Genomic DNA, 20,737 nt, shown 5'->3' with positions numbered 1-20,737 from the left:
AAACGTTCCCGCTCGTGGCTTTTCTTCGAAACTTCTTCTCGGTATGGCTGTCTGTTGCCGGTTCGCGGCGAATGTGCCGTATTGCGTGGCGCTACGGTTTCGCGTTGCTTGGCTTGGTCAGTCCGGGGGCCGGCTGGCTTGCCGGTTGTTCATGAGGACGTGCCCGGAGCCTAAATGGTTCATGCCTGGAAGGGAACGTGATGTGCACGTCACCCCTGCGGGGAGATCGAACGTGTATGCGAGTCTGGTCTAGGGTGAGGTTCTTCCAGGGTGGCGTTTCACCCGCTCTACCAGGCATCGGTACCCTCACAGCGGCACCGAAGCCGAGCCCGTGACCCACAGGGCCCCAAATGAAATTCAGCGAGGAGCGAACCGCGTGACCGCCGATACGTCCGTGCCGTCCACTGCGCTGCTGACCGGAGCAGACCGAGACGGTTCCAACTACACCGCGCGGCACCTGCTCGTACTCGAGGGGCTGGAAGCGGTTCGCAAGCGCCCGGGTATGTACATCGGGTCCACCGACAGCCGCGGTCTGATGCACTGCCTCTGGGAGATCATCGACAACTCCGTCGACGAAGCCCTCGGCGGCTACTGCGATCACATCGAGGTCGTGCTCCACGACGACAACTCCGTCGAGGTCCGGGATAACGGCCGGGGCATCCCGATCGACGTCGAGCCCAAGACGGGTCTCTCCGGCGTCGAGGTCGTCATGACCAAGCTGCACGCCGGAGGCAAGTTCGGCGGCGGCTCCTATGCCGCGTCCGGCGGGCTGCACGGCGTCGGCGCCTCTGTGGTCAACGCCCTCTCAGCCAGGCTCGACGTCGAGGTCGACCGCAACAGCGCGACCCACTCGATCAGCTTCCGGCGCGGGGTCCCGGGGATCTTCACCGAGCAGGGCCCGGACAGCCCGTTCGACCCGGCCAACGGACTGCGCAAGGGCAAGCGTGTCCCGAAGACGCGCACCGGCACACGGGTGCGGTACTGGGCCGACCGGCAGATCTTCCTCAAGGACGCCAAGCTCAGCCTGGAGACGCTCCACCAGCGGGCCCGCCAGACGGCCTTCCTCGTCCCCGGCCTGACCATCGTCGTGCGCGACGAGCGCGGCCTGGAGGGCGCGGGCAAGACGGAGGAGACCTTCCGCTTCGACGGAGGCATCAGCGAGTTCTGTGAATACCTGGCCCAGGACAAGGCCGTCTGCGACGTCCTGCGCCTGACCGGGCAGGGCACGTTCAAGGAGACCGTCCCGGTCCTGGACGACCGCGGACACATGACGGCCACCGAGGTCACCCGCGAACTGGGCGTGGACATCGCGCTGCGCTGGGGCACCGGGTACGAGACCAACGTGAAGTCCTTCGTCAACATCATCGCCACCCCAAGGGCGGCACCCATGTGACCGGGTTCGAGCGCTCCGTGACCAAGACGGTCAACGAGGTGCTGCGCTCCGCGAAGCTGCTGCGTGTGGCCGAGGACGACATCGTCAAGGACGACGCGCTCGAGGGCCTCACCGCGGTCGTGACCGTACGGCTGGCGGAGCCGCAGTTCGAGGGCCAGACGAAGGAGGTGCTCGGCACCTCGGCGGCCAACCGGATCGTCGCCAACGTCGTGGCCAAGGAGCTCAAGGCGTTCCTGACCTCCACCAAGCGGGACGCGAAGGCCCAGGCCAGGGCCGTCCTCGACAAGGCGGTGGCGGCCGCTCGCACCCGGATCGCGGCCCGCCAGCACAAGGAGGCCCAGCGCCGCAAGACGGCGCTGGAGTCGTCGTCGCTGCCGGCGAAGCTCGCCGACTGCCGCAGCGACGACGTGGAGCGCAGCGAGCTGTTCATCGTGGAGGGCGACTCCGCGCTCGGTACGGCGAAGCTCGCCCGGAACAGCGAGTTCCAGGCGCTCCTGCCGATCCGCGGCAAGATCCTCAACGTTCAGAAGGCGTCGGTTTCCGACATGCTGAAGAACGCCGAGTGCGGTGCGATCATCCAGGTCATAGGAGCCGGGTCCGGGCGTACCTTCGACATCGACGCCGCGCGGTACGGCAAGATCGTTCTGCTGGTGGACGCCGATGTCGACGGCGCCCACATCCGGATCCTGCTGCTGACGCTCTTCCAGCGGTACATGCGGCCGATGGTCGAGGCGGGCCGGGTCTTCGCCGCCGTGCCGCCGCTGCACCGGATCGAACTGGTCCAGCCCAAGAAGGGCCAGGACAAGTACATCTACACCTACTCGGACAACGAGCTGCGCCAGCGCCTGCTGGAGCTCCAGCGCAAGAACATCCGGTACACGGACTCGATCCAGCGCTACAAGGGGCTGGGCGAGATGGACGCCGACCAGCTCGCGGAGACGACGATGGACCCCCGGCACCGCACGCTGCGGCGGATCAACATCGGTGACCTGGAATCCAGCGAGAAGGTCTTCGACCTGCTGATGGGCAACGAGGTGGCCCCGCGCAAGGAGTTCATCACCAGTTCGGCGGCGACGCTGGACCGCTCGCGCATCGACGTCTGAGGGGTCGGCTCCGGGGCCTGGGCCGAGTCCGGCGGCGACCGCCCCCGAGATGTCGTCTCCACCCGTGGGTGGAGACGACATCTCCACCCATGATCCACCCTGGAGCCGATCTGCTGGGCTGGTCTGTTCCGTAGCTTCGGAGACGCAGAACTTCTCGCATCTCGGAGGCGCCCATGTCCGGGCTCGTCAACACCCTGGTGATCATCGCGGTCATCGCCGTCGTCGTGGTCCGTCAGTGCTCCGCCCAACGGATCTCGGGCGACCGGCGCAGGTGGGTTCTGCCCGGCGTCCTGCTCGTCATGGCCCTGCGGGAACCCGGACTCGTCGACCCGCATCACCGGATGACCTCGGTCGTCGTCCTGGGCGCCGAACTCGTCGTCGGGCTGGTCACGGGTGCCGGATGGGCGTGGACATCCCGGGTCTGGCGCGCTGAGGACGGCTCCCTGTGGAGCAAGGGGACCAAGGCCACGGCCCTGGTCTGGGCCGGCGGACTGGCCCTGCGGGCCGCTCTGTACGGCGTCGCCTTGGTGCTGGGCGTGCATCAGGGCGGCCCTGCCCTGATGACGGCTCTCGCGGTGACTCTGCTGATACGGGAGGGGCTGCTGGCGCGCCGGGCCGCAGCGATATCGGGGCCGCACGGAGGGCCCGTCGTCGGCGCCGAGGTGCGGCAGGAGTGGAAGGACCGCGTGTGACACCCGATGCCTGGACGAGCTGGCCGTCGAGGGAGGCGCTCGCCCGGGACACCCGCAGCCGCCCGCGCAGAGTGATCGGCTGGTCCGTACGGACCGGCCTGCTCACTCTGATGCTGTGGGGCACCTTCACCAACGGGCTGTTCGGGCCCTGGGAGATCGTCGTCGGGCTGATCGGGGTGCTCGTCTGCGCACTGCTCGGCGTCGCCTTCTTCCGGACCAGTCTCGACAACCGCCTGTGGCCGTCGCTCGGTCTGCTCGGGATGCTCGTGCTGGCCGGATTCGGGGCGGGACAGGCGGGGGCGACGGTGCCCGCGACGGTGCTCTGGTGCGCCTGCGCCGTCACCGCTCTGGAACGGCTGCCCCTGGCGGCGGGAGCGCCGGCCACAGCGGTGGCCCTCGGTGCCTACGTCGTGGTCGACACCGACGACTGGTTGACCACCGCTGCGACCACGGCCGGCCTCTGTCTCGCCGGGTATGTGCTCCGGCTGGACGCCGAGGCCCGTGGCAGTGCGCAACGGCTGCTCGCCCAGGAACGGGCGGCCAGGGTCGCGGAGGCGGAGAGGGCCGCGCTGGACGAGCGCTCCAGGATCGCCCGGGAGATCCACGACGTGCTGGCCCACAGCCTCTCCGCGCAGCTGGTGCACCTGGAGGCCGCGCGCCTGCTGATCGAGAGAGAGCCCGCCGGGGAATTCCGGGATCAGGTCCTGCAACGGGTCGTCGCCGCCCGGTCGATGGCCCGGGAGGGCCTCTCCGAGACCCGTCAGGCGCTCTCCGCGCTGCGGGGCGAGGTGTCACCGGTGGAGGACTTCCTGAGGCAGCTGGTGACTGCTGAGCCGGCCGAGGTCAGGGTCGAGGGGGAGCGGCGCGCCCTGACCGCCCAGGCGTCGCAGGCGGTCCGCCGGGTGGCACAGGAGGCCCTGACCAACGTGCGCAAGCACGCGCCCGGAGCCAGGGTGCAGCTCCGGCTGGAGTACCAGCCCGACTTCGTCGTGCTGGAGGTCAGGGACTCGGGAGGGCGGAGTCCGGAAGGGGATCTGGCTGTCAGCGGTTCCGGATACGGTCTGCTCGGGATGCGGGAGCGGGCCGAGTTGCTGGGCGGCACGCTGGAGGCAGGCCCGGGCAAGGAGGGGTTCGTGGTGAGTCTGCGGGTGCCCGCGTGACCGCGCGGGTGGTGGTGGCCGACGATCAGGCGGTGGTACGGGAAGGCATCGTCATGCTGCTCGGCCTGCTGCCCGGCATCGAGGTCGTCGGATCGGCGAAGGACGGGGAGGAAGCGGTCGCGCAGGTGGCCGAGCACGCGCCGGACGTGGTGCTGATGGACCTGCGGATGCCCCGCTGCGACGGGGTGGAGGCGACCCGGCGCATCCGTGCGGAGTTCCCCGGCACACAGGTCGTGGTGCTCACGACCTTCGCGGACGACGACTCCCTGTTCCCGGCGCTGCGGGCGGGCGCACGGGGATACCTCACCAAGGACGCCGGGGGCGACGAGATCGTGAGGGCCGTCCACGCCGTGCTCTCGGGCGAGGCAGGGCTCTCGCCGACGGTGCAGCGGCGGCTCCTGGAGCAGGTGACGGAGGGGCCCCTAGCGGCCGGTGGCGGGGGTGAGCCGGAGCCGCCGGACGGGATGACCCCCCGGGAGGCCGAGGTGCTGGTCCTCATCGCCGAGGGGATGTCCAACGCGGACATCGCCCGCGCCCTCCACATCTCGCAGGCCACGGTGAAGAGCCACATCAACAACCTCTTCGCCAAGGCGGGCCTGCGCGACCGCGCTCAGGCGGTGCGCTATGCGTACATGCGGGGGATGGTGCGCCCACCCGGGAGATCCTTCACCTGAAGAGGTGAAGTCTCGCGAATGAAGTGCCCGGGATCTTCCCGATCTGCCCATTCTTGGATATGCGGCCGAAGTGGTCCGTGGACAAGGGGAGTTGTTCGGTGGAGAAGGAAGCAGGGCGCGAGTCCGCGGCGATGCGGCTCGACGACCCGTGGGACGACGCGCTGACCTCCGGGTGGGGGGAGCCGGACGGTGCGGCCGGCTCCATGCCCGCCGCGGTGCCCCGACCGGCCGCACCGCGCGGTGGCCACAGCGCGGCCGACATCTATCTGGAGGTGCAGCGCAGCGACGCGTTCCAGGAGGTACGCCGCCGCTACCGGCGCTTCGTCGTACCCGCCACCGCGGCCTTCTTCGTCTGGTACCTCGCCTATGTCGTCACGGCGGTGACCGCGCCCGGGCTGATGGCGCGTCCGGTGGCCGGGGCGGTCAACGTGGCGATGGTGGTGGGGCTCGGCCAGTTCCTGACGACATTCCTGCTCACGGGGGCGTACGCACGGCACGCTCGGCTGCGCAGGGACCGGGCCGCGCTCGATCTGCGGTGGGAGACGCAGGAGATGACACGGGGGGCCGGGCGTTGAGCGGCGACCACCAGACCCTGGCGCTGCTGCTGTTCAGCGCCTTCATCGCGGTCACCCTGGGCATCACCACCTGGGTGAGCCGTCACAGGCACGGCTCGGCGGAGGAGTTCTACGCGGGCGGCCGACTGTTCTCGCCCATGGAGAACGGTTTCGCCATCGCGGGCGACTACATGTCCGCCGCGTCCTTCTTGGGCATCTCCGGCCTGATCGCCCTCTTCGGCTACGACGGCATGCTGTACTCGGTCGGCTTCCTGGTCGCCTGGCTCGTCGTCCTGCTGCTCGTCGCCGAACTCGTGCGCAACTGCGGCCGGTTCACCCTCGCCGACGTGGTCGCGGCCCGGATGGCGGAGCGCCCGGTCCGCATCGCCGCCGGGACGTCCTCCGTCACCGTGTCCGTGCTCTATCTGGTGGCGCAGATGGTCGGCGCCGGCAGCCTCGTGGCGCTGCTTCTCGGCGGTACGAGCGGCGCCGCCCGTTCCTGGACGGTCGTCGGCGTCGGGGCGCTCATGGTCGTGTACGTCTCGCTCGGCGGCATGCGCGCCACCACCTGGATCCAGATCGTCAAGGCCGTTCTGCTGATGGCGGGCACCGTGGTGCTCACCGTGCTCGTGCTGGTCCACTTCCACGGGAACGTCAACGCGTTGCTCAACTCCGCCGCCGACCGCAGCGGGTACGGCAAGGACTTCCTCTCGCCCGGTCTCCGGTACGGCGGGAGCTGGACGGCACGCATCGACTTCATCAGCCTGGGCCTCGCCCTGGTGCTCGGTACGGCGGGGCTGCCGCACATCCTGTCGCGCTTCTACACCGTCCCCACCGCCCGCGCCGCCCGCCGCTCCGTCGTCTGGTCCATCGGCCTCATCGGCAGCTTCTACCTGATGACCATCGTGCTGGGGTTCGGGGCCGCCGCCCTGGTCGGCTCGGCCGCCGTACGGGAGTCGAATGCCGCGGGGAACACGGCTGTGCCGTTGCTGGCCATGGCGCTGGGCGGGGGCGAGGGTTCCACCGGGGGACGATCCTGTTCGCCGTGGTCGCCGCCGTCGCCTTCGCGACCATTCTGGCCGTCGTCGCCGGGATCACCCTCGCCTCGTCGGCATCCGTCGCCCACGATCTCTACGCCTCGCTCAAGCGCCCCGGCGCCAAGCAGCGCAGCGAGGTGACCGTCGCCCGGGTGGCGGCGGCGGGCATCGGGGTCGCCGCCATCGGGCTGGGCCTGCTCGCCCAGGATCTCAATGTCGCCTTCCTGGTGGGGCTCGCCTTCGCCGTCGCCGCTTCGGCCAATCTCCCGGTTCTGCTGTACTCGCTGTTCTGGCGCAACTTCACCACGCGCGGGGCGGTCTGGTCCGTCTACGGCGGGCTGATCCCCGCCGTGCTGCTCGTGGTGCTCTCCCCGGTCGTTTCCGGCAGCCCCAGCGCGCTCTTCCCCGGCGTCGACTTCCAGGTCTTCCCGCTGGAGAACCCCGGCCTGGTCTCCATCCCGCTGGGCTTCCTCGCCGGATGGATCGGGACCGTCACCGCGAACGAGCCCCCGGACGCGGCCAAGCACGCGGAGATCGAGGTGCGTGCGATGACCGGGGCCGGGGCGGTCTGAGCGTCGGCCGGACGGTCAGGCGCCATCCGTGCAGAACACGCACTTCTCCCAGAACGGCAGCCCGTTCAGGACACGGTGACGTGCGCAGGAGGCCCGCGTGGCCTCCTGCGGTCCCGGCAGGATGTCCTCGCCGGCCTCCGCCGTGGGCGAGGTCGAAGTCCTTGACCATCGCCCGGTAGGTGCGCAAGTAGTCCTCGACCCGGGGCGGTTCGTACTTCAGCTCGTCCCACCGGTGATGGGTCGGAACAGGTGCCGGCCGTCGCCTCCCTCGAACTCGTTCACGTCTTTGAGGGGAGGGGCAGTTCGACTCATTACCCGAGGGGTGCCTGGGCCGGGCGGCGGCGGGTACGGTGGCGCCGGTGGGGGAGCGGAGGGGCAGCCCGCCGGAACTTGCTGAAATTCGTCTCTGATTCCGACCCCACGCAATCTGCTTGCGTTTCTTGCGCTAATCTTGCGCGCATGACGCGACGACTTGCTCAGGTGGCACAGAAGGTTGGAGTCAGCGAGGCCACGGTCAGCCGGGTGCTCAACGGCAAGCCGGGCGTTTCCGACGCCACGCGGCAGGCCGTCCTCTCCGCGCTGGACGTCCTCGGTTACGAGCGCCCGACCCAGCTGCGCGGTGAACGGGCCCGCCTGGTCGGCCTCGTCCTGCCCGAACTGCAGAACCCGATCTTCCCCGCCTTCGCCGAGGTCGTCGGCGGCGCGCTCGCCCAGCAGGGCCTCACGCCGGTCCTCTGCACGCAGACCAAGGGGGGCGTCTCCGAGGCCGACTACGTCGAACTGCTTCTCCAGCAGCAGGTCTCGGGCGTGGTCTTCGCCGGTGGCCTCTATGCTCAGGCCGACGCCCCGCACGACCACTACAAGGTGCTGGCCGACCGCAAGATCCCCGTCGTTCTGATCAACGCGGCCATCGCCCATCTCGGCTTCCCCTGCGTCTCCTGCGACGACTCCGTGGCCGTCGAGCAGGCGTGGCGCCATCTGGTGTCGCTGGGCCACGAGCGCATCGGCCTGGTGCTCGGCCCTCCGACCACATGCCCTCGCAGCGCAAGCTGGCCGCCGCCCGCGTGCTCGCGGAGGAGTCCGGCACGACCATCCCGGACGAGTGGGTGAGCCGGGCGATGTTCTCGCTGGAGGGCGGGCAGGCCGCCGCCGCGCGGCTGTTGGACGAGGGTGTCACCGGCTTCATCTGCGCGAGCGACCCGCTGGCCCTCGGGGCCGTGCGCGCGGCGCGTCGGCGGGGCCTGTCGGTGCCGGACGACGTGTCCGTCGTGGGATACGACGACTCGGCCTTCATGAACTGCACCGAGCCCCCGCTCACCACCGTCCGCCAGCCGATCGAGGCGATGGGGCGGGCCGCCGTGGAACTGCTCTCCGTGCAGATCGGCGGTCGCGCGGTGCCGTCGGACGAGCTCCTCTTCGAACCGGAACTGGTCGTCCGGGGTTCCACGGCCCAGCCCCCGCGTACGGCTTCCCGTTGACCGTCGGGATTTTGCACCCCCGAAGCCGCCAATTGCGTGCCTACGGGGACGGGAGTGGCTGGGGCGGCCGGGGACCGGTGTAGTGCCCGCTGGGGCGCATCCGCAGCGGGCGTTCCCCGTACTCCTCCAGCGCATGCGCGATCCAGCCCGCCGTACGGGAGATCGCGAACACCGTCTCTCCCGCCTCTGCGGGCATGCCCGAGGCGACCGAGAGCACGGCCAGCGCCAGGTCGATGTTGGCGTGCAGAGGCACGTCCCGCGCGGTGGTGGCGACCACGTCGCGGGCGGCGGCCAGGGCCGGTCCGGCCTGCGGGACGTGTTCGAGCAGGCCGAACAGCGTACGGGCGCGAGGGTCCTCGCCCGTGTACAGCCGGTGTCCGAGCCCCGGCACCCGGCGGCCGGCCCGCAGGTGGTCCGCCACCACCGGCGCGGCGCCACCGCGCTCCAGTACCTCGGCCAGCATGCGGTGGGCCAGCCCGCTCGCCGCTCCGTGCAAGGGGCCTTCCAGTACGCCGAGCCCCGCCGACACCACCGCGTACGGATGCGCCCGGGCCGATGCGGCGACCCTGGCGGCCAGCGTGGAGGCGGCCAGATCGTGGTCGATGAGCAGCGCAAGTGCCGCGTCCAGGGCGGCGACTGAGGGCTCGTCCGGCCGACGGGCGGTGAGTTTCGGCCACAGTTGACGGGCCAGGCCGCCGGAAGCCGACGGGCAGTCCTCCGCCACCCCGCCCACCGTCGGCAACGCCGCGACCAGCGTCGGGATCAGGCTGCGCGCGCCGCCGAGCACGGTCTCGCGCGACAGGTCGAAGCGCAGCGGGTCGGCGGCAGCGGCGGCCACCACGGCCACCCGGAGCCGGTCCGTGGGCCCGCAGTGCACCGGCAGCGCGCCGACCGCCCGCCGGGCCGCCTCCATCGCCTGCTCCGGAGCCGTGAAGCGGACGCCCGGCCGCAGCTCACCGGTCCACAGCCACTCGGCGACCTCCTCGTACGCATAGCGCGCGGCCAGCTCCGTCGCGTCCACGCCCCGGAAGTAGTAGCGGTCGTCGCCGATGAGCGTGATGCCGGTACGGACGGCCGGTTCGCCCGGGGGCGAGGCCGTCTCCCTGCGCCCTGTCCGCCGGGCCAGCGCATCGACCTCCGCCGCGTCGAACGTACTGCCTCGGCCGCCCGGTACCCGGCTGCTGCTCAGCTGGCCCCGGCTGACGTACGCGTACACCGTCTCGGGCTTCACCCCCAGGCGCTCGGCCGCCTCGCGCGTCGTGAGCCGCTGTCCGTCCGCCTCTGATCGCTCCGTCATGCCGCCACCGTATCCATACGGCGCCCTTGGTATCCATGCATTTATATTGATTCAATCAACATTGACAAGAATCCAGTCATGCATGGACAGTCGAATCAATATGAAGGAGTCACCCGACTGTCCACGGAGGAAGTAATGACGACCATGACCGGCGGAACACCGCTCGACGTCCCCCGAGGGCTCGCGGGCGTCGTTGTGACCGATACGGCGCTCGGGGACGTCCGGGGCCGCGAGGGCTTCTACCACTACCGCCAGTACTCGGCGGTCGAGCTGGCGCAGACCCGCAGCTTCGAGGACGTCTGGTACCTCATGACCGAGGGCGAGCTGCCCGGCCCGGACGCCCGCGCCGACTTCGCCGCACGCACCGCCGCCCTGCGCGTCCTGCCCGACGCCGTACGCGATGCCCTGCCCGCCATAGCGCGTGCGAGCGCGGTCTCCGGCCCGCTGTCCGGGCTGCGCACGGCGCTCTCCCTGCTCGGCGCCTCGGCCGGGTTCCGGCCGGTGTACGACATCGACGCGGACCGGCGCCGGGCCGACGCCCTGGCCCTCTGCGCCGCCGTCCCCACCGTGCTGACCGCCCTGCACCGCCTCGGCCAGGGCCTCGAACCCGTCGAGCCACGCGCCGACCTGCCGCACGCGGCCAACTACCTGTACATGCTCACCGGTTCCGTCCCGGAAGCGGACCGGGCCAGGGCGGTCGAGCAGTATCTGATCTCCACCGTGGACCACGGCTTCAACGCCTCGACGTTCACCGGACGGGTCGTCGCCTCGACCGGAGCGGACGTCGCCGCCTGCCTGGTCGCCGCCGTCGGAGCCCTTTCCGGCCCCCTGCACGGCGGCGCCCCCAGCCGCGCCCTGGACACGCTCGACGCGATCGGCACCCCGGACCGCATCGACGGCTGGATCCGCGAACGCGTCCTTGCGGGCGACCGGATCATGGGCTTCGGCCACCCGGTCTACCGCACTGAGGACCCCCGCTCGCGCATGCTGCGGTCCATCGCCCAGGGCTTCGGCGGCCCGCTCGTGGAGTTCGCGGTCGAGGTGGAACGCCAGGTCGAGGCGATCCTCGCCGAGCTGAAGCCCGGACGCGAACTCCACACCAACGTGGAGTTCTACGCCGGGGTGGTCATGGAGCTGTGCGGACTGCCGCGCGAGATGTTCACGCCCACCTTCTGCACGGCGCGGGTCGTGGGCTGGAGCGCCAATATCCTGGAGCAGGCGGAGGACTCCAAGATCATCCGCCCGGCGGCCCGCTACGTCGGTCCGCCCCCGCCCCAGCCCGTCCCGGCAGTCTGACCCCGCAGGAAGGCCCCCGTTGAGCTCGTCGTCGCCCCACCGCCCCCGTATCCCGGTCATCGTCCTCGCGGGATTCCTGGGATCCGGCAAGACGACGCTGCTCAACCACCTCCTGCTCCACCGCGCGGGCAACCGGATCGGCGTGATCGTCAACGACTTCGGGGCCATCGAGATCGACGCCATGACCGTCTCCGGGCAGGTCGGGTCCACCGTGTCGCTGGGCGGCGGCTGCCTGTGCTGCGCGGTCGACGCGAGCGAGCTGGACACCTACCTGGAGACCCTGACCCGGCCCTCCGCCCGGCTCGACGTCATCGTCATCGAGGCGAGCGGCCTGGCCGAGCCGCAGGAGCTCGTCCGCATGATCCTCGCCAGCGACAACCCGCACATCGTGTACGGGGGACTGGTCGAGGTGGTCGACGCAGCCGAGTTCGAGGCGACCCGGAAGCGCCATCCGGAGATCGGCCGCCATCTCGCGGTGGCCGATCTCGTCGTGCTCAACAAGACGGACCGGGCCGGGGACGAGGAGTGTGCCCGCGTCCGGAAGGCCGTAGCGGAGACCGGCAGCACCGCGGCGATCATCCCGGCCGCGTACGGACGCATCGACCCCGAGCTGCTCTTCGACCCGGCGCTGCGGCCCGAGGCCGAGGAGAAGGCCCGTCAGCTCACCTTCGAGGACCTCTACCTGGAGGAGCGCGCGGCGGAGGACGGCGACGGACACGGAGGCCATCTGCACACCGCGTACGAGAGCGTCGACTTCGACTCCGACGTGCCGATGGACCCGCGCAGGCTGATGCGGTTCCTCGACTCACGGCCCGAGGGGCTGTACCGCATCAAGGGGTACGTCGATTTCGGCGCGGGTGACCCCGGCAACGTCTACGGGGTGCACGCCGTCGGCAGGTTCCTGCGGTTCACCCCCAGGCCCTGGACGCGCGGCGAACCGAAGCGGACCCAACTCGTCCTGATCGGCTCAGGCATCGACGCACCGGCCCTGCGCGAGGAACTGGAGCGCTGCGGGGTTACGGAGGACCCGGCCGGGGAAACGCGGCAGGACGCCGCACACGAGCGGGCCATGTGGGGCGTCCTGCGTTACGTGCAACAGCCCGGCGACGACGACGCGTAGCACGCCCCGCCGCCGGGCCGGACGGCCTACGCCGGGCCGGCGATCACCGCGACCGGGCTCTCCAGCGGCGTCCCCGAACCGTCGCGCCGCGGGTCGGGCTCGGGCAGCAAGGCCGGAGCGCCGTTCTTCTGCGCCGCCCTGGCCGGCAGCGCGCCCGCCCAGGCGAACACCAGCACGTCCTCGCCCTTCAGGAACCGCTGGCAGCGCACCCCACCGGTCGCCCGGCCCTTGCGCGGATACTGGTCGAACGGGGTGAGCTTGCAGGTCAGGACCGAGTCGTCCAGCGTGCCGTGCGAACCGGCGACCGTGAACACCGCCGCGTCCACAGCCGGGTCCACCGCCGCGAACGAGAGCACCCTGGCCCCCGCCCCCAGCTTGACGCCCGCCATACCGCCGGCCGGCCGCCCCTGCGGGCGGACCTGCGCGGCCGGGTAGCGCAGGAGCTGGGCGTCCGAGGTGATGAAGACCAGGTCCTCCTCGCCCGTACGCAGCTCCATCGCACCGACGATCCGGTCACCGTCCTTGAGGGTGATGACCTCCAGCTCGTCCTTGTTGGCCGGGTAGTCGGGCACCACGCGCTTGACGACGCCCTGAAGCGTGCCGATGGCCAGACCCGGTGACGACTCGTCGAGCGTGGTGAGGCAGACGACCTCCTCGTCCGCCTCCAGCGTGAGGAACTCGTCGACCGTCGCCCCGCCCGACAGATTGGGCGCCGCGTGCGTGTCCGGCAGCTGGGGGAGATCGATCACCGGGAGCCGCAGCAGCCGCCCGCTGGACGTCACCACCCCGACGTCACCGCGAGCCGTCGCCGCCACCGCCGAGACGATCACATCGTGCTTGGAGCGCTTGGCGCCCTCACCGACGACGATCGGCTCGTCGTTGGCCGTACGCGCCAGCAGGCCCGTCGAGGACAGCAGCACCCGGCACGGGTCGTCCGCCACCTCCAGCGGCACCGACGCGACCTGCGAACCGGCCGACTCCAGCAGCACCGTGCGCCGGGACGTGCCGAACTTCTTCGCGACCGCGGCCAGTTCCGCGGAGACCAGCTTGCGGAGTTCGGTATCCGATTCCAGGATCGACGTCAGCTCGGCGATCTCGGCGTCGAGCCGGTCCCGCTCGCTCTCCAGCTCGATGCGGTCGAACCGGGTGAGCCGGCGCAGCGGCGTGTCCAGGATGTACTGCGTCTGGATCTCGCTCAGCGAGAAGCGCTCCATGAGCCGCTCCTTCGCCTGCGCCGAATTGTCGCTGGACCGGATGAGCCGGATGACCTCGTCGATGTCCACCAGCGCGACGAGCAGGCCCTCGACCAGGTGCAGCCGGTTGCGGCGCTTGGTCCGGCGGAACTCGCTGCGCCGGCGCACCACGTCGAAGCGGTGGTCGAGATAGACCTCCAGCAGCTCCTTCAGCCCCAGCGTGAGCGGCTGGCCGTCGACCAGGGCCACGTTGTTGATGCCGAAGGACTCCTCCATCGGCGTCAGCTTGTAGAGCTGCTCCAGCACCGCCTCCGGCACGAAGCCGTTCTTGATCTCGATGACCAGGCGCAGGCCGTGCGAGCGGTCCGTGAGGTCCTTGACGTCGGCGATGCCCTGGAGCTTCTTCGCCGAGACCAGGTCCTTGATCTTGGAGATGACCTTCTCGGGCCCGACGGTGAAGGGCAGTTCGGTGACGACGAGGCCCTTGCGGCGCGGCGTGACGTTCTCCACGGCCACCGTGGCACGGATCTTGAACGAGCCCCGGCCGTTGGCGTAGGCGTCCTTGATGCCGCCGAGGCCCACGATCCGCCCGCCCGTCGGCAGGTCGGGACCGGGGACGTACCGCATCAGCGTCTCCAGGTCCGCGCCCGGATGCTTGATCAGATGCCGGGCCGCGGCGATGACCTCGCCCAGATTGTGCGGCGGCATGTTGGTGGCCATGCCGACCGCGATCCCGGTCGTGCCGTTGACCAGGAGGTTGGGGTAGGCCGCCGGGAGGACGACCGGCTCCTGCTCCTGACCGTCGTAGTTCGACTGGAAGGCGACCGTCTCCTCGTCGATCGACTCCGTCATCAGCGAGGTCGCGTCGGCCATCCGGCACTCGGTGTACCGCATGGCGGCCGGCGGGTCGTCGTTGCCCAGGGAGCCGAAGTTCCCGTGTCCGTCGACGAGGGGGAGGCGCATGGAGAACGGCTGGGCCATGCGCACCAGCGCGTCGTAGATCGACGCGTCGCCGTGCGGGTGCAGCTTGCCCATGACCTCGCCGACGACGCGGGCGCACTTCACGAAGCCGCGGTCCGGGCGCAGGCCCATCTCGTTCATCTGGTAGACGATGCGGCGGTGCACCGGCTTCATGCCGTCACGGGCGTCCGGGAGGGCCCGGGAGTAGATCACCGAGTACGCGTACTCGAGGAAGGAGCCCTGCATTTCGTCGACGACGTCGATGTCGAGGATCTTCTCCTCGAAGTCGACCGGCGGCGGGGTCTTCGTGCTGCGGCGGGCCATCGCTGCTGCGACTCCTTCACGGATTTCGAGCGGGCAACCTCAGGTTCCCTCAGGTTCTGACGCGGTCCATTGTGGACCGCCGCACTGACAACCCCGACCTCGACCCGTCCCGAAGGGCCCGCGCCGACCGTCCCGAGGTGGCGGAGGACCACCTTCCGGGGAATTTCGCTCGCAGCTTCGCCGCACGGGAACTTCGGCAGGTGCCGGTTCGCTTGCATACAGTGGCGGGTGTCTCGAAGCAACCTTTCGAAGCAGCCTCCCGCAGCGGCTTCTTCATATGGACATCCAGTAGCGCGATCGAAGGGACGTACATGCCCATGGGTCACACGGCCACAGCCCAGGCCGGCTCCGGCGGCTTGACAGCGACCGAGCACCGTCTGGCCAACGGCCTGCGCGTGGTGCTCTCCGAGGACCATCTGACCCCGGTCGCGGCGGTGTGCCTCTGGTACGACGTCGGCTCGCGCCACGAGGTCAAGGGCCGTACGGGCCTGGCCCACCTCTTCGAGCACCTGATGTTCCAGGGCTCCGGCCAGGTCAAGGGGAACGGACACTTCGAGCTGGTGCAGGGCGCCGGCGGCTCGCTCAACGGCACCACCAGTTTCGAGCGGACCAACTACTTCGAGACCATGCCCACGCACCAGCTGGAGCTGGCCCTGTGGCTCGAAGCCGACCGGATGGGCTCGCTGCTCGCCGCGCTCGACGAGGAGTCCATGGAGAACCAGCGCGACGTCGTCAAGAACGAGCGCCGCCAGCGCTACGACAACGTCCCGTACGGCACCGCCTTCGAGCGGCTGACCGCGCTGGCCTACCCCGAGGGCCACCCGTACCACCACACCCCGATCGGCTCCATGGCCGACCTGGACGCGGCGACCCTGGAGGACGCCCGCGCCTTCTTCCGCACGTACTACGCGCCCAACAACGCGGTGCTGTCGGTCGTCGGCGACATCGACCCCGAGCAGACCCTCGCCTGGATCGAGAAGTACTTTGGCTCCATCCCCTCCCACGACGGCAAGCAGCCGCCGCGCGACGGCTCGCTGCCCACGATCATGGGCGGCCAGCTGCGCGAGGAGGTACGCGAGGAGGTGCCGGCGCGCGCCCTGATGGCCGCCTACCGGCTGCCCCACGACGGCACCCGCGAGTGCGACGCCGCGGACCTCGCCCTGACCGTGCTCGGCGGCGGCGAGTCCTCCCGGCTGCACAACCGCCTGGTCCGGCGCGACCGTACGGCCGTGGCCGCCGGATTCGGGCTGCTCCGGCTCGCCGGTGCGCCCTCCCTGGGCTGGCTGGACGTCAAGACGTCCGGCGGCGTCGAGGTGGCGGAGATCGAGGCCGCCGTCGACGAGGAGCTGGCCCGGTTCGCCGAGGAGGGCCCGACGGCCGAGGAGATGGAGCGCGCCCAGGCCCAGTTGGAGCGCGAATGGCTGGACCGCCTCGGCACGGTCGCGGGCCGCGCCGACGAACTGTGCCGGTATGCCGTGCTGTTCGGCGACCCGCAGCTCGCGCTGTCCGCCGTGGACCGGGTGCTCGACGTCACGGCCGAGGAGGTCAAGGCCGCCGCGCAGGCGCAGTTGCGGCCCGACAACCGGGCGGTCCTGGTCTACGAACCGGTCGAGCCCGCCGAGGCCGACGAAGAGGCCGAAGCCGCCACCGACACCGACGCGCACGAAGGGGCGGACCAGTGACCGACGCTGCCGCGACTGAAGTTTCGATGCAGTTCCACCCCCAGCCCGCTCCCGGCGTGGCCCGGCCCTGGGCCTTCCCCGCGCCCGAGCGCGGCTCCCTGCCCAACGGCCTCACGGTCCTGCGCTGCCACCGCCCCGGCCAGCAGGTCGTCGCCGTCGAGATCTTCCTCGCCGCCCCCCTGGACGCCGAGCCCGAGGGTCTGGACGGCGTGGCCACGATCATGTCGCGCGCCCTGTCCGAGGGCACCGACAAGCAGAGCGCCGAGGAGTTCGCCGCCGAGCTGGAGCGGTGCGGCGCCACCCTCGACGCCCACGCCGACCACCCCGGCGTCCGGGTCTCCCTGGAGGTGCCGGCATCGCGCCTGGCCAAGGCGCTCGGCCTGGTCGCCGAGGCGCTGCGGGCGCCGGCCTTCGCCGACAGCGAGATCGAGCGCCTGGTGCGCAACCGGCTGGACGAGATTCCGCACGAGCAGGCCAACCCGGCCCGCCGCGCGGCCAAGCAGCTCTCCAAGGAGCTGTTCCCGGCCACGGCCCGCATGTCGCGCCCGCGCCTGGGTACCGAGGAGACCATCGAGCGGATCGACGCCGCGGCCGTGCGCGCCTTCTACGACGCGCACATCCGCCCCTCCACCGCGACCGCCGTGGTCGTCGGCGACCTCACCGGCATCGACCTGGACGCGCTGCTCGCCGAAACCCTCGGCGACTGGTCCGGGAACACCGCCGAACCGCGTCCCGTTCCGCCGATCACGGCCGACGACACCGGCCGGGTGATCATCGTGGACCGTCCCGGCGCGGTGCAGACGCAGCTGCTGATCGGCCGCATCGGCGCCGACCGCCACGACAGCGTGTGGCCCGCCCAGGTCCTCGGCACCTACTGCCTGGGCGGCACGCTGACCTCCCGGCTCGACCGGGTGCTGCGCGAGGAGAAGGGCTACACCTACGGCGTGCGGGCCTTCGCGCAGGTGCTCCGCTCCGGCGCCGCCGACTCCGTCTCGGGTGCGACGGGCGCCGCGATGCTCGCCATCAGCGGTTCCGTGGACACCGAGTCCACCGGACCGGCGCTGGACGACCTGTGGAAGGTCCTGCGGACGCTGGCCGCCGAGGGTCTGACGGACGCCGAGCGCGAGACGGCCGTGCAGAACCTCGTGGGCGTCGCGCCCCTGAAGTTCGAGACGGCGGCCTCCGTGGCGAGCACCCTCGCGGACCAGGTCGAGCAGCACCTCCCGGACGACTACCAGGCGACGCTGTACGCCCGCCTCGCCGAGACCGGCACCGTCGAGGCGACCGCGGCCGTGGTCAACGCCTTCCCGGTGGACCGGCTGGTCACGGTCCTGGTCGGGGACGCCTCGCGCATCGAGGAGCCGGTCAGGGCACTCGGCATCGGAGAGGTGTCGGTCGTCACGGGCTGACCCGGCGCCCGCCCGTTGAACGGGCAACGGGGAGGGTCCGGCGCACGGCCGCGCCGGACCCTCCCCGCGCGATTCATCCCTTTTCTTCGCTTCCGCACCCTGTGGGCATAAAGAGGTCGATCCGCCCTGTGGGATGCGCTACAAAGGCCGGTGTCCGTTTGGTGGCGGGAAGTCCCTCCGCTTAGCGTCGGGTCCGCTGTCCGCCACTCGTACGCGCATCCGTGGCGTACCGGGCAGCCATCGCCGAGCCCCCGTCAGGCGCGAGCCCGGGGAGCCGGGGACCCACAGTCCCTGGGGTGAATCGGATGCCGGTGCTCCGTCAGGGGCCGGGCGTCCGTAGGAGACCTTCCTGCTCCGAACCCTCCCCGGCCTCAAGGGCCAGGGGGCGCCCCCTGCTGACCCGGTAGGCGAGAAGGAAGGAAAGGACCAGCCACCCCATGGCGTTCACCCGTGCCACCGGGAAGCACCGTGCCCCGAGCCGCCTGACGCGCGCCGGCGCCAAGGCCGTCGGCGTCGCGACGCTCGCCGCCGGAGGCGTCATCGGCTCCCTGGCCTCCCCGGCCCTCGCCGCCGACACCGGGACGGCCCCCGCCGCCACCGAGACCGGCCTCTCCCAGCTCCTCGCCATCGAGAACACCCTCGCCGACCGGATCGACGCCCAGGCCGCGGCGCAGCAGCACCAGGCCGAAGCCGCCGAGAAGAAGGCGGCGGCCAAGGCGAAGGCAGCGGCCAAGAAGAAGGCCGAGGCCGCGAAGAAGAAGGCCGCCGAGAAGGCCGCCAAGGCCAAGGAGGCGGCGAAGGCGAAGGCCAGGGCCGCCCGCGAGGCGTCCGCCCGCGCCGGCCGCTCCACCGCCCGCACCGCGCTGGGCTCGTCCTACCAGCTGCCCGTCGCCGGCTCGTACGTGACGACCGGCTACAAGTCCAGCGGCTCGCTCTGGTCCTCCGGCAGCCACTCCGGCATCGACTTCCACGCCGCGTCCGGCAGCTCCGTCGTCGCCGTCGGCGCCGGCACGGTCGTGGAGGCCGGCTGGGGCGGGGCGTACGGCAACAACATCGTGCTCCGGATGACGGACGGCACGTACACCCAGTACGGCCACCTCTCCTCGATCGGCGTCTCCGTCGGCCAGAGCGTCGCGGCCGGCCGGCAGATCGGGCTCTCCGGCTCGACCGGCAACTCCACCGGTCCGCACCTCCACTTCGAGGCGCGCACCACGCCCTCCTACGGTTCCGACATGGACCCGGTCGCCTATCTGCGCGCCCACGGCGTCAACGTCTGACCGGCCACAGGCTCCCCACCGAAGGCCCCGGCATCCCGCCGGGGCCTTCGCCGTTCCCGTACCCGCCGCACAGCTTCCGCCGCCCGGCCGCGACCAAAAGATATTCATGAATTCCCGCCCGGCATCGGAAATGCGAGCGCATTGCAATAGAGTCACGGCAGAGGTGTCGATCGGCCGCTGTTCGCGGGGATTGAGGCGGAGGTTCGGACATGCGTGTTCCGGCGCATTCGGTATGCACGGCAATCCGTGACGACATCGTCTCCGGTGTCTTCGAACGCGGCAGCCGGCTCACCGAGGAGGTGCTCGCACGGCGTTACGGGGTTTCCCGCGTCCCCGTACGGGAAGCGCTGCGCACCCTGGAGTCGGAGGGCTTCGTCGTCACCCGGAGACACGCCGGAGCCTGCGTCGCCGAGCCCACGGAGCAGGAGGCCGCCGACCTCCTGGAGGTCCGCATGCTCCTGGAACCGCTGAGCGCCGCCCGTGCGGCCCAGCGCCGGACGGACGCCCACCTCAAGGTGTTGCGCGGCCTGGTCAGGCTCGGTCAGGAGCGGGCCCGCCGGGGCGAGGGCGAGGACCTCCGCTCCCTGGCCGGCTGGTTCCACGAGACGCTGGCCCAGGCGTCCGGCAGCCCCGGCCTCATCGCCCTGCTCACCCAGCTCCGCCACAAGATCGCCTGGATGTACGCGGTCGAGCAGCCGGCCCGCCCGGCCGAGGCGTGGGCCGAGCACGGCGCCCTCGTGGACGCCGTGGCGCGCGGGGACGCGGAGCGGGCGCGGGCCCTGGCCGCGCAGCTCGCCGAACGCCACGGCGCCGCGCACCGGCTCCGCCGCACCGTCCACCCCGCCACCGTGCCCCGGGCCGGCCGTGTGAGGGCTTCGCAACGTGCCGTAAACACCGCGAGCGGCCGGAATTAACAAAGGGCGCGTACAAATAAAGAAAGGCGCGCGTAAAAAAAAACCGGAAAAGGCGTTACCCGCCCAGCTGCCCGCCTATTCGGTGCGCGCCGTCATGGCTTCGGCCCGCGCACGAAAAAGCCGCGGCGCCCCATGCAGGGGGCCGCGGCTTTCCCGTAAGAATTCCGGCGGTGTCGGCCGCTCGGGTTCAGACGGTCTCCGGAAGCTCCTCGAGGCCCTCGGCGACCAGCTTCGCCAGGCGGTCCAGAGCGGCCTCGGCGTTGTCCGCGTCGGACGCGAGCACGATCTCCTCGCCACCCTGGGCGCCGAGACCGAGCACCGCGAGCATGGAGGCCGCGTTCACCGGGTTGCCGTCCGCCTTGGCGATGGTGACGGGGACGCCGGAGGCCGTGGCGGCACGGACGAAGATGGAAGCGGGGCGGGCGTGCAGGCCCTCGGCCCAACCGACGTTTACGCGGCGCTCAGCCATGGTTCTGCCCTTCAAGAATCAACGGTTGTCTAGACCAGTGTCTCATGTGGTGCGCGATGCTCCGGGCAGACCCGCGGGCCCTCCCGAGTGCCGCGCCCGCGGTCGTCCGGAGACCTCAGACTGCCCCGGCCCC

At 71.0% G+C, this 20,737-nt stretch carries 13 protein-coding genes and 3 pseudogenes; 13 read left to right on the top strand and 3 right to left on the bottom strand.

The window, feature by feature from the left end; translation table 11 throughout:
• Nucleotides 1-376: 376 nt before the first annotated feature.
• The 7 genes and pseudogenes from NEH16_RS07380 to NEH16_RS07350 all read left to right on the top strand — a co-directional run bounded on the left by NEH16_RS07380 (nt 377) and on the right by NEH16_RS07350 (nt 8,663).
• Nucleotides 377-2,496 (top strand): annotated as a pseudogene (locus NEH16_RS07380) (DNA gyrase/topoisomerase IV subunit B).
• A 173-nt stretch (nt 2,497-2,669) separates the two neighbouring features.
• A complete protein-coding gene (locus NEH16_RS07375; RefSeq protein WP_265540354.1) occupies nt 2,670-3,188 on the top strand; it encodes a CcdC protein domain-containing protein in 519 nt (172 codons plus the stop codon).
• A complete protein-coding gene (locus NEH16_RS07370; protein ID WP_265540352.1) occupies nt 3,185-4,348 on the top strand; it encodes a sensor histidine kinase in 1,164 nt (387 codons plus the stop codon). Before NEH16_RS07375 ends, NEH16_RS07370 begins: the two co-directional genes overlap by 4 nt.
• On the top strand, nt 4,345-5,022 hold the full coding sequence (locus NEH16_RS07365; protein WP_073967427.1) for a response regulator: 678 nt from the start codon (nt 4,345-4,347) through the stop codon (nt 5,020-5,022). The genes NEH16_RS07370 and NEH16_RS07365 overlap by 4 nt, the downstream gene beginning before the upstream one ends.
• Before the next feature lie 131 nt (nt 5,023-5,153).
• Nucleotides 5,154-5,597 (top strand): DUF485 domain-containing protein, encoded by a 444-nt coding sequence (locus NEH16_RS07360; RefSeq protein WP_265547099.1) that lies wholly within the window; start codon nt 5,154-5,156, stop codon nt 5,595-5,597.
• A pseudogene (locus NEH16_RS07355) lies at nt 5,594-7,185 on the top strand (solute symporter family protein). The gene NEH16_RS07360 and the pseudogene NEH16_RS07355 overlap by 4 nt, the downstream one beginning before the upstream one ends.
• A 459-nt stretch (nt 7,186-7,644) precedes the next feature.
• A pseudogene (locus tag NEH16_RS07350) lies at nt 7,645-8,663 on the top strand (LacI family DNA-binding transcriptional regulator).
• 40 nt (nt 8,664-8,703) lie between these two features.
• On the opposite strand, the gene NEH16_RS07345 reads toward NEH16_RS07350, so the two are convergent.
• Nucleotides 8,704-9,960, bottom strand: coding sequence for a citrate synthase (locus tag NEH16_RS07345; protein ID WP_265540350.1), 1,257 nt, complete (start codon nt 9,958-9,960; stop codon nt 8,704-8,706).
• 135 nt (nt 9,961-10,095) lie between these two features.
• Here NEH16_RS07345 and NEH16_RS07340 point away from each other — a divergent pair, with 135 nt between their 5' ends.
• Together NEH16_RS07340 and NEH16_RS07335 are read left to right on the top strand one after the other, a co-directional pair.
• Entirely contained in the window at nt 10,096-11,256 is a 1,161-nt protein-coding gene (locus NEH16_RS07340) for a citrate synthase/methylcitrate synthase (RefSeq protein WP_265540349.1), read from the top strand.
• Nucleotides 11,257-11,275: 19 nt separating this feature from the next.
• On the top strand, nt 11,276-12,376 hold the full coding sequence (locus tag NEH16_RS07335) for a CobW family GTP-binding protein (protein WP_265540347.1): 1,101 nt from the start codon (nt 11,276-11,278) through the stop codon (nt 12,374-12,376).
• A 26-nt stretch (nt 12,377-12,402) separates the two neighbouring features.
• Here NEH16_RS07335 and NEH16_RS07330 read toward each other — a convergent pair whose 3' ends face one another.
• A complete protein-coding gene (locus NEH16_RS07330) occupies nt 12,403-14,853 on the bottom strand; it encodes a DNA gyrase/topoisomerase IV subunit A (RefSeq protein ID WP_265540345.1) in 2,451 nt (816 codons plus the stop codon).
• 311 nt (nt 14,854-15,164) lie between these two features.
• On the opposite strand from NEH16_RS07330, the gene NEH16_RS07325 reads away from it, so the two are divergent.
• The 4 genes from NEH16_RS07325 to NEH16_RS07310 all read left to right on the top strand — a co-directional run bounded on the left by NEH16_RS07325 (nt 15,165) and on the right by NEH16_RS07310 (nt 20,135).
• Nucleotides 15,165-16,535, top strand: a complete 1,371-nt coding sequence (locus tag NEH16_RS07325) for a M16 family metallopeptidase (protein WP_199879147.1) — start codon at nt 15,165-15,167, stop codon at nt 16,533-16,535.
• A gap of 26 nt (nt 16,536-16,561) precedes the next feature.
• On the top strand, nt 16,562-17,944 hold the full coding sequence (locus NEH16_RS07320; protein WP_073967436.1) for a M16 family metallopeptidase: 1,383 nt from the start codon (nt 16,562-16,564) through the stop codon (nt 17,942-17,944).
• Nucleotides 17,945-18,381: 437 nt separating this feature from the next.
• Nucleotides 18,382-19,221: a M23 family metallopeptidase gene (locus NEH16_RS07315; RefSeq protein ID WP_265540341.1), complete on the top strand. Its 840-nt coding sequence runs from the start codon at nt 18,382-18,384 to the stop codon at nt 19,219-19,221.
• A 209-nt stretch (nt 19,222-19,430) separates the two neighbouring features.
• Complete coding sequence (locus NEH16_RS07310; protein ID WP_265540339.1) at nt 19,431-20,135, top strand: GntR family transcriptional regulator; 705 nt, start codon at nt 19,431-19,433, stop codon at nt 20,133-20,135.
• Nucleotides 20,136-20,322: 187 nt separating this feature from the next.
• Here the strand turns inward: NEH16_RS07310 and NEH16_RS07305 are convergent, their stop codons facing one another.
• Nucleotides 20,323-20,604: an HPr family phosphocarrier protein gene (locus NEH16_RS07305; RefSeq protein ID WP_018105371.1), complete on the bottom strand. Its 282-nt coding sequence runs from the start codon at nt 20,602-20,604 to the stop codon at nt 20,323-20,325.
• Nucleotides 20,605-20,737: the final 133 nt, after the last annotated feature.

The sequence above is a fragment of the Streptomyces drozdowiczii genome (assembly GCF_026167665.1).
GTDB classification, from domain to species: domain Bacteria; phylum Actinomycetota; class Actinomycetes; order Streptomycetales; family Streptomycetaceae; genus Streptomyces; species Streptomyces drozdowiczii_A.
The sequence above is the reverse complement of the archived record's forward strand: the minus strand, read 5'-3'. Positions and strand labels throughout refer to the sequence as shown.

Bases quoted from the DNA above. Each gene is read 5' to 3' on its own strand.
- NEH16_RS07375 (WP_265540354.1), top strand. From the start codon at position 2,670: ATGTCCGGGCTCGTCAACACCCTGGTGATCATCGCGGTCATCGCCGTC.
- NEH16_RS07360 (WP_265547099.1), top strand. From the start codon at position 5,154: ATGCGGCTCGACGACCCGTGGGACGACGCGCTGACCTCCGGGTGGGGG.
- NEH16_RS07345 (WP_265540350.1), bottom strand. From the start codon at position 9,960: ATGACGGAGCGATCAGAGGCGGACGGACAGCGGCTCACGACGCGCGAG.
- NEH16_RS07340 (WP_265540349.1), top strand. From the start codon at position 10,096: ATGACGACCATGACCGGCGGAACACCGCTCGACGTCCCCCGAGGGCTC.
- NEH16_RS07330 (WP_265540345.1), bottom strand. From the start codon at position 14,853: ATGGCCCGCCGCAGCACGAAGACCCCGCCGCCGGTCGACTTCGAGGAG.
- NEH16_RS07325 (WP_199879147.1), top strand. From the start codon at position 15,165: ATGCCCATGGGTCACACGGCCACAGCCCAGGCCGGCTCCGGCGGCTTG.
- NEH16_RS07320 (WP_073967436.1), top strand. From the start codon at position 16,562: ATGCAGTTCCACCCCCAGCCCGCTCCCGGCGTGGCCCGGCCCTGGGCC.
- NEH16_RS07315 (WP_265540341.1), top strand. From the start codon at position 18,382: ATGGCGTTCACCCGTGCCACCGGGAAGCACCGTGCCCCGAGCCGCCTG.
- NEH16_RS07310 (WP_265540339.1), top strand. From the start codon at position 19,431: ATGCGTGTTCCGGCGCATTCGGTATGCACGGCAATCCGTGACGACATC.
- NEH16_RS07305 (WP_018105371.1), bottom strand. From the start codon at position 20,604: ATGGCTGAGCGCCGCGTAAACGTCGGTTGGGCCGAGGGCCTGCACGCC.